This window comes from Parafrankia sp. EAN1pec, from assembly GCF_000018005.1.
GTDB classification, from domain to species: domain Bacteria; phylum Actinomycetota; class Actinomycetes; order Frankiales; family Frankiaceae; genus Parafrankia; species Parafrankia soli.
Map to the genome: position 1 here is coordinate 6,583,900 of NC_009921.1, position 12,194 is coordinate 6,596,093.

11 protein-coding genes are annotated in these 12,194 nt (G+C 71.7%); 6 read left to right on the forward strand and 5 right to left on the reverse strand.

Going from position 1 to position 12,194, the window contains the following annotated elements; genetic code table 11:
• Positions 1-2: 2 nt before the first annotated feature.
• Entirely contained in the window at positions 3-1,013 is a 1,011-nt protein-coding gene (locus FRANEAN1_RS26840; RefSeq protein WP_020462905.1) for a VOC family protein, read from the reverse strand.
• Positions 1,006-2,262 (reverse strand): cytochrome P450, encoded by a 1,257-nt coding sequence (locus tag FRANEAN1_RS26845; RefSeq protein WP_020462906.1) that lies wholly within the window; start codon positions 2,260-2,262, stop codon positions 1,006-1,008. The genes FRANEAN1_RS26840 and FRANEAN1_RS26845 overlap by 8 nt, the downstream gene beginning before the upstream one ends.
• Positions 2,263-2,585: 323 nt before the next feature.
• Between FRANEAN1_RS26845 and FRANEAN1_RS26850 the strand changes: the two genes are divergently transcribed.
• The 4 genes from FRANEAN1_RS26850 (at position 2,586) to FRANEAN1_RS26865 (ending at position 8,441) form a co-directional block, all read left to right on the forward strand.
• Entirely contained in the window at positions 2,586-3,476 is an 891-nt protein-coding gene (locus FRANEAN1_RS26850; protein ID WP_020462907.1) for a phenylalanine 4-monooxygenase, read from the forward strand.
• Positions 3,477-3,526: 50 nt separating this feature from the next.
• Positions 3,527-7,012 carry a BTAD domain-containing putative transcriptional regulator gene (locus FRANEAN1_RS26855; protein WP_020462908.1) on the forward strand — a complete coding sequence of 1,162 codons (3,486 nt, stop codon included), beginning with the start codon at positions 3,527-3,529 and terminating at the stop codon, positions 7,010-7,012.
• Positions 6,997-7,644 carry a hemerythrin domain-containing protein gene (locus tag FRANEAN1_RS26860; protein WP_020462909.1) on the forward strand — a complete coding sequence of 216 codons (648 nt, stop codon included), beginning with the start codon at positions 6,997-6,999 and terminating at the stop codon, positions 7,642-7,644. Before FRANEAN1_RS26855 ends, FRANEAN1_RS26860 begins: the two co-directional genes overlap by 16 nt.
• 128 nt (positions 7,645-7,772) lie before the next feature.
• Positions 7,773-8,441 carry a DUF4232 domain-containing protein gene (locus tag FRANEAN1_RS26865; RefSeq protein WP_020462910.1) on the forward strand — a complete coding sequence of 223 codons (669 nt, stop codon included), beginning with the start codon at positions 7,773-7,775 and terminating at the stop codon, positions 8,439-8,441.
• A 259-nt stretch (positions 8,442-8,700) separates the two neighbouring features.
• On the opposite strand, the gene FRANEAN1_RS26870 is transcribed toward FRANEAN1_RS26865, so the two are convergent.
• Positions 8,701-8,886 (reverse strand): hypothetical protein, encoded by a 186-nt coding sequence (locus FRANEAN1_RS26870; protein WP_020462911.1) that lies wholly within the window; start codon positions 8,884-8,886, stop codon positions 8,701-8,703.
• A gap of 320 nt (positions 8,887-9,206) precedes the next feature.
• On the opposite strand from FRANEAN1_RS26870, the gene FRANEAN1_RS26875 reads away from it, so the two are divergent.
• Positions 9,207-9,413 (forward strand): cold-shock protein, encoded by a 207-nt coding sequence (locus tag FRANEAN1_RS26875; protein ID WP_018502733.1) that lies wholly within the window; start codon positions 9,207-9,209, stop codon positions 9,411-9,413.
• A 488-nt stretch (positions 9,414-9,901) separates the two neighbouring features.
• Here FRANEAN1_RS26875 and FRANEAN1_RS26880 read toward each other — a convergent pair whose 3' ends face one another.
• Positions 9,902-10,444, reverse strand: a complete 543-nt coding sequence (locus FRANEAN1_RS26880) for an AAA family ATPase (RefSeq protein ID WP_041256579.1) — start codon at positions 10,442-10,444, stop codon at positions 9,902-9,904.
• Between the two features lie 191 nt (positions 10,445-10,635).
• Between FRANEAN1_RS26880 and FRANEAN1_RS26885 the strand changes: the two genes are divergently transcribed.
• Entirely contained in the window at positions 10,636-11,268 is a 633-nt protein-coding gene (locus tag FRANEAN1_RS26885) for a class I SAM-dependent methyltransferase (RefSeq protein WP_020462914.1), read from the forward strand.
• Positions 11,269-11,380: 112 nt separating this feature from the next.
• On the opposite strand, the gene FRANEAN1_RS26890 is transcribed toward FRANEAN1_RS26885, so the two are convergent.
• Positions 11,381-12,175: a carotenoid 1,2-hydratase gene (locus tag FRANEAN1_RS26890; protein ID WP_020462915.1), complete on the reverse strand. Its 795-nt coding sequence runs from the start codon at positions 12,173-12,175 to the stop codon at positions 11,381-11,383.
• Positions 12,176-12,194: the final 19 nt, after the last annotated feature.

Genomic DNA, 12,194 nt, shown 5'->3' on the forward strand with positions numbered 1-12,194 from the left:
GCTCAGCCGTTCGGCCGGGCCGGGTGCCAGGCGGGGCCGGCGTGCTCCGCCTCCAGGTGCCGCCCGTGAGGATAGGTCACCAGCTCGGCATAGAGGCCGAACGGCGCGAGGCAGTGGATGGTGTACGCCTCGTCGCCGGCCTCGAACAGGTATGCCGGCTTCTTCCGGCCGAGAATGTGAACGTCGCGCGCGGTGAGCCACTCGAAGGCGGCGTCGATGTCGTCGACGTAGAACGCCAGGTGCCACCCGCCGATGTCGAACATCGCCGGCCAGACCTGGTTCTGCCCCGGGTACGCCGGGCATTCGGTGAGCTCGACCGCCAGGTGGGGCGAGCACAGGGAGCGGGCCCGGGTCGGCCTGGCCCGGGCGTCGACGTTGGCGAACGCGCGCAGGCCGCCCTCGGGGCCGCCCTGCGGCCAGGGCGGGAGGTCGGCGCCCCGCTCGAAACCGAGGACGCTCTCGAAGAATGCGCTCGCCTCGTCGAGGTCGGCGACGGTGATGTGCATCCGCTCGAAGCCGCGGAACCCGGGCAGCGCCCCGGGGCCCGGACGCCAGGCCGGCTCCGGAGCCGGAGCCGGCGAGGCGACGATCTCGAAGTGGAAGCCCCACGGCGTCATCCACCTGCCGGCGCCGAGCTCGTAGAGGTCCCTGCCCCGCAGGTAGTCGGTGGCCGCGTCGACGTCCGCGGCCGCGGCCACCAGGCCCCAGCCGCCGATGTCGAGCAGATCCGGCCACAGTGGCCGCTGGCGCGGCGTGCTCACCTGGAACAGCTCGATGTTGAGGAACGGGCTGCGCAGCACGCGGACGTGGTGGACGACGGAGCGCACGTCGGCGTTGGCGATGATCCGCATGAATGGGCCGCGGCGGCCCTCGAACGGGCCCATCGTGTAGAGCGTCTGGCATCCGAAGACGTCCGTGAAGAACGCGGTCGCCTCGTCGAGGTCGGCGACGGTGATGTTCAGGTGCTCGATGCCGTGCGAGGTCGGCAGGCCCGCGCGGGGCGGGTTACCCATCGGCGCCGACCCGGGGACCGGGGGTGAACGTGACCGGAACGGCGACCGGCGCCCGGTTCACCGTCGGATGGAAGTGGATCTCGGCGCCGTCTCGCAGCCGGAGGTCGTGGAGCCGCCTGAGCAGCTCGTCGAGGGCGATGCGCAGGTTCATCCGGGCCAGGTTGGAGCCAACGCAGCGGTGGGGCCCCACGCCGAAGGCCACGTGCCGATTGATCTTCCGGTCCAGGTCGAACTCGTCGGAGGCGGGGAACTCGCCCTCGTCCCGGTTCGCCGAGGCCCAGTAGATGATGACCTTCTCGCCCTGCTTGATCTGATGGCCGTCGATCTCGGTGTCATGCATGGCGGTGCGGGTGATCTGGACGAACGGGCCGTCGAGGCGTAACAGCTCCTCCACGGCCTGCGGCAGCAGGTCGGGGTTCTCGCGCAGCGCGGCCGGGATCTCCGGCTGGCGGCAGAACCGGAGCATGATCTGCCCGAGCGCCCCGGCCGTCGTCTCCAACCCGCCGAGGATCAGCAGCTGCACCGTGCCGATGATCTCCTCGTGCGTGATCGGCCGGCCCTGAATCTCGGCGCTGAGAATGGCATCGACGACGTCGCCGCGCGGTGGCTCGCACCGCCGCTGCTCGAGGAACCCGTTGATCCACTCGGACAGGCCGCGCCAGCATGCCGCCGCGTCGGGATCCTTCGGGGCGCCGGACTTCGAGGCCAGATAGGCGACCCGCTCGATCTGGTCGGCGGGTGCGCCGATCGCGACGTCGAAGAAGGAAAGAGCCGGGTAGGGCCGGGCGAACTCGGCCATGAAGTCGCACTCGCCGCGCTCGACGAAACCGTCGATCAGGCGGTTCACCAACGCCCTGGTCCGGGGCTCCCACGGCCGCACGGCCTTCGGCGTGAAGTAGGCGTTGATCAGCCGCTTGAACTCACGTTGCAGCGGCGGGTCGATCTCCACCGGCAGGTTCCGCGTCGCGATCGGGCTGGGGGGCACCGTCAGCCCGAACGCCGAGGAGAACGTCTCCCACTCCTGGGCGACCCGCAGGACGTCGTCATACTTGGTGACGACCCAGTAACCGCCATACTGGTTGCTATGGGTCACCGGGCATAACGATCGCATCCGCGTCAGGGCCGGGTACAGGTTGTCGACGAGTTCCTGCGACAGGTGATCGAACTGGTTCCGGCACCAGTCGTCATCGATCGATTCACCGGCCGGTCCGGCGCGCTCCCCGCTTGCCGCTGTCGAGTCATACGACATGGAATCTCCTCACCGGTAGCGGTACGCGGCGATCGCGTTCGAAGATTACGTCGTCGGCGCCGGGCGGTCCAGGGTGGCCAGGGCGGTCACCGCCCCCGCGACGGCCGTGGCCGCGCCCGGGTGCCACGGGTCTGCTCCCGTCCACCTCGTGCCCATCTTCCTCGCTCCTGTCCAACTCGCGCGGGCCCGCCCGGCGCGTGGTGCTCGCCCGGCGCCGTGGTGCTCGCCGCCGTGGCCAGGCCTACCACCGTGCGGTGTGGTTGCGACCCCGCGGAGCCGGTGGTGTCCTGAGTTGAGGGTCTGCCCCGGCGGAGGAGGTGGCCGTGTTCGAGGAAGCGCAGTATTTCGCCCCTGTCGTCGAAAAGGCGGACGGACAGGTCGAGGTCCGCCTGGCCAGGTCACATCCGGGTGCGGCCGACCGCGAGTACCAGGCCCGGCGCAATCAGATCGCCGAGCTCGCCCTGCGGTGGCGACCAGGACAGCCCGTTCCACGGGTGGCGTACACCGAGGCCGAGCATGCGGTCTGGCGGCTGGTCACCGGTAAGCTGGCGTTGGCCTACCGCGGGTGCGCCTGCGCCGAGTTCCTGCGCGGCGCGGCGCGGATGGGCCTGCCCACCGACCGGATCCCGCAGCTGGACGAGGTGAGCGGACCGCTGAGCGAGCTGACCGGTTTCCGTTACGTGCCCGCGGCCGGGCTCGTCGGGCTGCGGGAGTTCTACGGCTCGCTCGCCGACGGCGTCTTCCACGCCACCCAGTACCTGCGGCACCACACGGTTCCCTTCTACACGCCGGAACCGGACATCATCCACGAGGTCGTCGGGCACGCGAACGCGCTCGCCAGCGATCGGTTCGCCGCGTTGTACCGGGCGGCCGGTGAGGCGGCCCGCCGCGCCGAGTCGGCCGACACGCTTCAGTTCATCTCCAAGGTCTTCTGGTTCACGCTGGAATTCGGCACGGTCTACGAGGACGGCGAGCTCAAGGCCTACGGCGCCGGAATCCTTTCCTCGTACGGAGAAATGGCGGAGTTCCGCTCCGTGAACGTCCGCCCGCTGGACGTCGCAATCATGGGGACCACCGACTACGACATCACCAGATACCAGCCGGTGCTGTACGCGGCCGATTCCTTCGGCCAGGTCGAGGATGTCGTCGGCGGCTTCTTCGCCGGCTGCGACGACACGTCGATCGCGGGGCTTCGCGCGGCCGCGGTCGACTGACCGGCCCATCACGCCACGAGCGGACTCGCACCGGCCCTACTATCGGGCCCGTGCGAATTCAGGTCCTCGGACCGGTCGAGGTGCTCCTGGGCGGCGCGCCGCTCGATCTCGGCCCACCGAAACAGCGCGCGCTGCTCGCCCTTCTCCTGGCGGCCGGCGACACCGTCATCCCGGTCGAGACGATCATCGAACGGCTGTGGGACGGCCAGCCGCCGGCCAGCGCGACGGCGAGCCTGCAGGTGTACGTCTCGAACCTGCGCCGTCTGCTCGAGCCGGAGCGGGACCCCCGGGCGCGGGCGACCGTGCTGGTGACCCAGGCGCCGGGGTACGTGCTGCGCACCGGCGCGGCGGAGGTCGACGCCCGGCAGTTCGTCGCGGCGCTCGGCGCGGCCCGCGGCTCGCTGGAGGCCGGGCGGCCGGCCGAGGCGCTGCCCGCCCTCGACGCCGCCCTGGCGCTGTGGCGCGGTGACGCCTACGCCGACGTGCGGGACGCGTCCTGGATCAGGCCGGAGGCCGGACGTCTCGAGGAGCTGCGGCAGAGCGCCGTCGAGGACCGCGCGCGGGCGCTCGTCGAGCTGGGGCGGCACGACGAGGCCGCCGCCGATCTGGAGGCCCTCACGGCGCGTCACCCGCTCCGCGAGCGGGCCTGGGGGCTGTTCGCCCTCGCGATCTACCGGTGTGGCCGGCCGGCGGAGGCGCTGGCCGCGCTGCGGGCGGCACGCGCCCACCTGGCCGAGGAGCTGGGCGTCGACCCCGGGCCGGAGCTCGCCGCCCTGGAACTCGCCATCCTGCGTCACGACCCCGCGCTGGCCTGGGCCGGTGGCGCCCACGAGCCGCCCGCGGCGCAGCCGGCCGTGTCTCCGACGACGGGGCTGGACGGCCCACAGCCTGTGCTCCCCGACGTGTCCCCCGCCGCGGCCGGGGCCCCTGAGCCGTCCGGCCCGTTCGTGGGCCGCGACGAGGCGCTGGCGGCGCTGCTCGCGGCGATCCCGGCGCCGGCCCGGCGCGGGCGCGTGGTGCTGGTCGACGGCGAGCCGGGTGTCGGCAAGACGCGGCTCGTCGCGGAGCTGGGCCGCCGGTGCGGCCGGTTGACGGCCTGGGGAGCGTGCCCCGAGCACGAGGTGGCGCCGGCCCTGTGGCCCTGGGAGCAGAGCCTGCGCGCGGTGGCCGCCGCGCGGCCGGACGTCCCGGTGCCGCCCGGTGTGGCCGCGCTCATCGACCAGCGGGCGCAGGAGCCCGGCGGGTACGACGCGGCCGGAGCCCGGCTGCGGCTGTACGAGGGAGTCGCCGGCTACCTCGCGGCGGCCGCGCCGTTGGTCATCGTCCTCGACGATCTGCACTGGGCGGACGTCTCCTCGCTGCGGCTGCTGGCCCATGTCGGCGGGGCGGCGCCGCGGGGCGTGATGGTGATCGGCACGTTCCGCACCCACGAGGCCGGCGCGCTGGCGGACACCCGCGCCGCGCTGGCCAGGTCCGGCTGCGAGCGGCTCCGCCTCGACGGGCTGGACGACGCCGCCGTCCGCGAGCTGATGCGGGCCACCACCGGCACGGACCCGGGACCCGAGACGGCGAGCGCCCTGCGCTCCCGTACCGCGGGCAACCCGTTCTTCATCGGTGAGCTCGTCCGCCTGCGCGGGCCCGGCCGACGCGGCCTGGCGGGGACCGGCGCCGCCGGGCCGGCCACGGACCGGGGCGCGGAGCAGGACACGGCGCAGGGCGCGCTGCCCGATCACGTCCGCGACGTGCTGTCCCGGCGGGTCGCGCGCCTGCCGGAGCCCGCCGCCGCGCTGCTCGCCACGGCGGCGGTGGCCGGCGGCGAGTTCGACGCGGACGTGGTCGCCCAGGTCGCCGGGCACACCTTCGAGACGTCCCTCGACCTGCTCGACGCCGCGCTCGCCGCCGGGCTCATCACCGAGGCCGGCGACCGGCTGGGCCGGTTCCGGTTCTCCCACGCGCTGGTCCGCGAGGCGCTCGACGCCGGCCACTCCCGGCTGCGCCGCGCGCACCTGCACCGCCGGTACGGCGAGGTCACCGCCGAGCGGTACGCCGGACGTCCCGAGCGGGCCGGCGAGGTCGCGCGGCACTGGCTGGCCGCCGCCGAGCTCGGCGCCGAGACGGCCCGTGCCGCGACGGAGCACGCCGCCCGCGCGGCGCGCGCGGCGGCCGACCGGCTCGCGCCCGAGGACGCGGCCGGCTACTGGCAGGAGGCGCTGGCCGCGGCCGAGCTGGCGGGCGCCGACCGCGGCACCCGGCTGGAGCTCCTCCTCGGCCTGGTCAGCGCCCGGTACGCGGCGGGCCAGCTCAACGACGGGCTCGACGTGGTGGACCGGGCCCTCGACGAGGCCGGCGACGATCCGCACCTGATCGTCCGGGTCGCCGAGGCCGCGATGGGTGGCTCGCCGTGGTTCCCGTTCCCCTACGGCACCGACCGCGGCCGGCTGCACCGCGCGCTCGAGCGGGCGCTCGGCGGGCTGCCGACCGCCGGCCGCGACCGGGCGCTGGCCGTCGGCTGCCTCGCGGTGCTCGAATCCCACGTCGGGCGGATGGCCGAGGCCGAGCGGGCCGGCGCACTGGCCGTGGCCGCGGCGCGGGACGTCTCCGACGACCCTGCGCTGCTGCCGCGGGTCCTGCACCTGCGCAGTCTCACCGTGACCGGGGTCGACTACGCCGAGCACCGGCACACCTGCGCGCGAGAACTGGCGTCCCTGCCGTCGACACCACCGGAGCTGCTGGTCGGCGCCCACCTCACCCTCGTCGACAACCTGGTCCGCTTCGGCCACGTCGCGCGGGCGCGGGCCGCGCTGGGCGAAGCGGACACGATGATCAGCCGGCTCGGCTCGCCGACCCTCGCCTACCAGGCGGCAATCATGCGGGCGGCGCTGCTGGCCTTCTCGGGCGAGCTCGAGGAGTCCGCGGACGTGGCGACCGCCGCCGTCGGGCGCCTCGGGCTGGCCGCGCAGAACGGGGTCGAGAGCTCGTTCGTCGCGAACGTCATCGACCGGGCCCTCCAGGCCGGCACGCTGGCCCGGTTGGCCGACACGCTGGCCCGCTCGCTGGCCTCCACCGGCATCGAGGCCCTGCGCGGGTCGCTGGCGCTGGCCCTCGCCGCCGCCGGGCGCCCCGAGGCGGGACGCGCCGCGCTCGCCGAGATGCGGCTGCCGCCGCGCGACTACACCTGGCTCAGCGCGGTCGTCATGCGGCTGAACGCCGCGGTGGCCCTCGGCGTGCTGGACACCGTCGAGGAGGACATCGCCCACCTGCGGCCGCACTCGGGCGAGCTGGCGAGCCTGGGCACCTGCACAGCGGTCGTCGGGGCCGTCGACAGCCACCTGGGCGAGGCCTACCTGGCGCTCGGTGACCACATGGCCGCCCGGGAACACCTGACCGCGGCGCTCGCCCTGCTCGAGGCGAACGACTCCCCCTACTGGGCGGCAAGAGCACACCAAGCGCTTGCCAAGTGCCCGTCAAGCGGCAACCGCCACGCTGAGTCCCATCCGAAGGAAAACGGGAGGGAACCTCGATGGCTCGCGCACTGATCATGGATGACCTGGCCGGTTTCGTCATCGCGCACGCCGGGATGCGCCGGGAGTTCGGCCGGCTGGCCCGGGTCGCCCGCGCCCCGCGGGGCGCCGAGCACGCCGCGCTGATCGAGGAGCAGATCGCGCTGACCACCGACGTCCTGCACAGCCACCATGCCGGCGAGGACCGGGACCTCTGGCCGCTGCTGCGCCTGCGCGCGCCGGAGGCGGCCGGCGAGCTCGACGCTCTCGCCGCCGAGCACGAGTCGGTCGATCCGCTGCTGGCCGCGGCCGCCGAGACCGCCGTCGCGCTCACCGAGCGGGCTCAGGTTCTCGAGGCGCTGCACGACCTGATCAACGCGCACCTGGACCACGAGGACACGGTCGTCCTCCCGCTGATGCTCGACCATCTGACCCTGGCCGAGATGGAGGAGATCGGCCGGCAGGCACTCGCCGAGATCGGCCGGCGGCGCGCGCCCGCGGTCTTCGGGTGGTATTCGAGCGGCGCGCACAAGGAGCTGCGTACGGCCGCCCTCGCGACCGTTCCGCCCATCCCGCGCTTTCTGTTCAACCGCTTCTGGTGGCCGTCCTACCAGCGTCGCTTCGAGCTCCTCTACGGCGCCGACGAGCACGCTCTGTTGAGCGTCTGATCCGGCCCGGCCCGGCCCGGACCGGCCGGGCACGGCGCACGGTGTCGGCGTCGCGACCCTGGATCGACGCCGTCTGTCCGCGCGTGAGACGGTGCCGGCGCGGGGCCCTCGATCCTCATGGAGGACGTGTGCGACGGCCGTCAGGTGTGGTGCACCGCAGGTGGACGATCGGTCTCGTGCTGGTCGTGGCCGTCCTTCCCGCGTCGTGCGGCGATTCGGCCGGCACGACGGCGGGCTCCCCCGCGATCTCACCCGGCACCAGGGTCTCGCCCGGGGCCGCGGTCTCGCCCGGCGGGTCGGTCGGATCAGGCGAATCCGGCGCGGCTGCCGGAGCCGATCCGCGGGACGGCGCGGAGCCGTCCGCCGCGGTCGCGCGATGCACGGCGGCGGGACTCGCCGCGTCGCTGGACGCGGCGCCCGCGGAGGGCACAGGCCAGCAACAGCTTCACGTGATCTTCGCCAACCGTTCCGCGGCCGACTGTGCCCTGTACGGGCACCCCGGCGCGCAGCTGCGGTCGGCGACCGGAGACACCTGGGACCTCGTGCGGTCCACCCTCGTCAATCCCACGCGGGTCGTCCTGGCGCCCGGCGAGCGGGCACACGCGACGCTGGCCTACCTGCCGACAGACCCCGGCGACGGCACCGGCAACCCTGTCTTCACTCCGGTCACCCTCGTCCTGACCCCGCCGGACGAGCGGGACTCGCTGTCGGTCCCGTGGACGCGCGGACCCGTCCTGCGGCAGGACGGCGCCACGCACCCCGGCACGTACATCTCCGCGCTCGAGCCGGGCGCCTGAAGCCTTCCCAGGTGGACGCCGCTGCCCCTCGGGCACGCGGCCCGCGTTTTTCACGTTTCAAGGCTTGATTTCAAGGCTTGGTTGTCATCTGGTGTTGTCAGCTGGTGTCGTCAGCTGGTAATGACTTATCCGTCCTGCACGGATTCAGCCGAACGCGATCCCCTGACCCATCTGAGCCAGGTTGGCGCGTGTCGACGTCGCGGTGTGCCGTGTAGCCCTCGTGTGGCCCGTGTTCGGGGCGATGACGGTGCCGGGACGGTCAGTCCGTGGGCCGGCCCTCCAGGAGCCAGGCCTCGACGTCGCCGGCCCGCCACAGGTCGAAAAAGGGCACGGACCGGACCGGCTCGGGAAAATCATCACGAGCACACAGCCGCCGGGCACGATCCGCCGAGATGCCCAGCCGACGGGCGATGTCCGCGGTACTCCACAGGTCATCGGCTGTCACAACAGCATGCTACGCGTATGCCCCACAGGCGCGGTGATGGTCATCCGGGCGTGCGCGGGTCCGACGCCCACCCGGTCGCATCCGGCCACGCACGCGCATCCGGCCACGCACGGAGCACACGACCCGCCGGCCGCTTCCTGTCCGCGATCGGCCGCAGGCGACACACTCGCGATCAAGGTGTACGGTGGGTCCGTTGCTCTTCTATTTGGGTGCCGCCGGTCACCTTCAGGATGGCATCACCGGTGATCAGAAGTTGGAGATCACCGCGCAGATTCGGGACACCACGTGGGTGTACCGCAGCAAGCGAGCGAGGAGCGACCGTGTCAGAAGGTACTGTCAAGTGGTTCAACGCCGAGAAGGGCTTCGGCTTCATCTCAGTGGACGGCGGAGGGCCCGACGTCTTCGCCCACTTCTCGTCCATCGTGGGTGACGGCTACAAGTCGCTCGAAGAGGGGCAGCGCGTGTCCTTCGACATCGAGCAGGGACAGAAGGGGCCGCAGGCCGCCAAGGTGCAGCCCCTCAGCTAGCACAAGTAGATAGAAGCCAGCTCGTCTTGGGGCTAGAACCTCAGCTTTTGTAGGGGTCCGACAAGCTCGGTCGCGTAGCTGCGTGGCAACCGGCCCACGTCGCCATCGCGATCATTTCAAGACTTGAACGTATTCAACCCTGCTGTTCGTAAAGTGCGGTTTTCGGACGCGGGGGCGCGCGAGGATTCGTGCGTTTGACATAGTTGGTGGGCATACCCAACAGTCCGGCGGTACCTCTGACTTGGGCAGACAGTTCACGTACAGACCGCGGGAACTACTGCGCGGGGACTACTGCCGCCGATCGCCAGCGGTCGGTTCGGGAGTAGGTCGGCCAATCATGGGCCGACGCGGCCGCGCCCGTGTACCCGCGGGGCTGTTGTGATCAAATATGTCGCTGACTCCTGAAGACTGAGCCCCTGGGACCCGCAAGGTCCCAGGGGCTCAGTCTGTTTCGTCCCAGGGGCCAGGTCTGTTTCGGGATTCAGGTCTCATCGTGCAGTCCGGTCGAGGGGCGCCGGTGGCAGTGCGGCGACCCAGCGGCGGACCTCCCGGCGGCTACGCAACCGGACCAGCTCCTTCCCGCCGTTGAGCGGATCCGCGAAGCGGGCGCCGTAGCGCGTCCGGTACTCACCATGCTTGCGCCACCCCCAGCGGATCGGATGCGAGGCCCGCGGCAGCTCACGCCAGCGTTCCCGGTTGCCGTTCCACAGCGTGGTCCGGCACACGATCCGGCGGGCCGTCCTCGTCACGACCTGCCATTCGACCAGCCAGCGCGGCAGGTCCAACCAGACGACCGTGTCCGCCCGGGCCCACAGGAGCTCGCGCACGGCCGCGTAGTTGCCGTCGACGATCCAGCCGGGGGCGCCGGTGATCTCGTCGACGTCGGCCCGGAAGGCGGGGCGGGGCACCCAGCCCGGGCCGTGGTACAGCGCGTCAAGCTCGACGTGTGGCACTTTCAGGCGTTCCGCCATGTTTCGGGCGAGTGTCGACTTCCCGGCCCCGGACGCCCCCACCACCAGTACCCTGCGCACAGCGATGATCTTAATCTGGCCCTGGACCGGTGCGCGGCCGCCCTGGGCAGCTGCGGCCAGCGGGTGCTCCCAGGGCAAGCACCGTAGTCTGGGTGGACGCCAGGAGCGATGGATGGGTTATTCACAGTGACCATCGTCGCCGTCCCAGGCGCACAAGCACCGCTCCCGAACACCGAGGAGGACCGCTGCGCATGGCCATCGCGAACGGTCCGGACGGCGTGCCCATTCCGCTGCGGCCGCGACATCCGGCTGACTTCGACGCGTTCTACCAGGGGACACCGCCCTGGGACATCGGCCGCCCCCAGCCTGCGTTCGAGGCCCTCGCCGAGGCGGGGCTGATCCGCGGCCGGGTGCTCGACGTGGGCTGCGGCACCGGGGAACACACTCTGATGGCCGCCGGTCGCGGCCTGGAGGCCACCGGCGTCGACACCGCCGCGGCAGCCATCGCCCGTGCCGATGCCAAAGCGGCCGACCGGGGCATCTCGGCTCGGTTCCTGGTCTGGGACGCGCTGGAGCTGGTCGCCCTTGACGAGAGGTTCGACACGGTGCTCGACTGCGGCCTGTTCCACGTCTTCACCGACGGCGACCGCACCCGTTTCATCGCGGCCCTCGGGGCCACGATCGCCAGCGGCGGCCGCTATTTCATGCTCTGCTTCAATGATCAGGTTCCCGGGGAGACCGGACCACGCCGGGTCAGCCAGCACGAGATCCGAGCCGGTTTCACCGACGGCTGGCGGGTCGACTCCGTCGAACCGGCCGAGATCGAGATCACCATCGGGCCGAGCGCGATCCCGTCCTGGCTGGCCACCATCACCCGGCTCTGAGCACCGGTCGTCTCGGCCCGGAATCAAGGATGTCGCCACCGCCGCTTCCGCGACGGTGGCGACATCGTCTCTCTGGGTGTGATCAGAGGTTGAGCGCGTCCAGGATTCCCTGTCACACAGATCCGCGGGTCGGAAGCGTGATGGACGGAGTCAGCTCGGCGTACGCCTTACCGGTGATGTTCGCACCGCTTATGGTGCCGGTCACGGTCGAGGTGCGTCGAGGAGATGGTGCCGGGGGCGAGGTTCGTGGTGGTGCGGTGCCGGTGACGTTCACGAGCACGCCGTGGTCCAGAAGCGTTCCACTCGCCTTGAGGTTGGTCTGGGAGTAGTAGCCGGACTGGCCGAACGGCGCGTAGGGAATGACGCCGGCATTCCCGTGAAGAACGGCCGGCTGCGTCTGGCGGAGGGTGAGGTTGATGCCCGCGTAGCCGAGGTCCGCGAAGCCACCCGAAAGATGGTTGACACCGTTCTTGCCGTCCATGTGGTACAGGCCGACGGTATTGTTGAAGCCGCCACCGGCCGGGACGACGTCAGGCTGGAGCGAGTAGGTGGCCTCGTCCTGCTTGAAGGTCTGGCGGGTGATGTCGCTGATCGCGATATGCCCGTTCCAGATCGCCGAGACCGGCTCGGTCCCCAGCGCATCCATACGGATCATGGTCATCTCGAACCCATACTCATGGGATTTCCCGAAGATGTCCTTTCCCTGCAGGTGCCCGGTGAAGTACCACCACTCCATCGATGCGTCACGGTGCGGCGCCTCGTCACCCAGCAGGGAGACCGGCCCCAGCGTGACGGCGGACTTCGGCGCCGTCTCCCGATGCGTAAGCGGTCGGGGATGAATCTCATTCTGCGATCTTCTTTGGGGGTGTGATCGTGGACGGTGCGGACTGGGGCATCGATGGATCATTCCGGCGCGCCGTCGAGCA

Bases quoted from the DNA above. Each gene is read 5' to 3' on its own strand.
- FRANEAN1_RS26840 (WP_020462905.1), bottom strand. From the start codon at position 1,013: ATGGGTAACCCGCCCCGCGCGGGCCTGCCGACCTCGCACGGCATCGAG.
- FRANEAN1_RS26845 (WP_020462906.1), bottom strand. From the start codon at position 2,262: ATGTCGTATGACTCGACAGCGGCAAGCGGGGAGCGCGCCGGACCGGCC.
- FRANEAN1_RS26860 (WP_020462909.1), top strand. From the start codon at position 6,997: ATGGCTCGCGCACTGATCATGGATGACCTGGCCGGTTTCGTCATCGCG.
- FRANEAN1_RS26885 (WP_020462914.1), top strand. From the start codon at position 10,636: ATGGCCATCGCGAACGGTCCGGACGGCGTGCCCATTCCGCTGCGGCCG.
- FRANEAN1_RS26890 (WP_020462915.1), bottom strand. From the start codon at position 12,175: ATGATCCATCGATGCCCCAGTCCGCACCGTCCACGATCACACCCCCAA.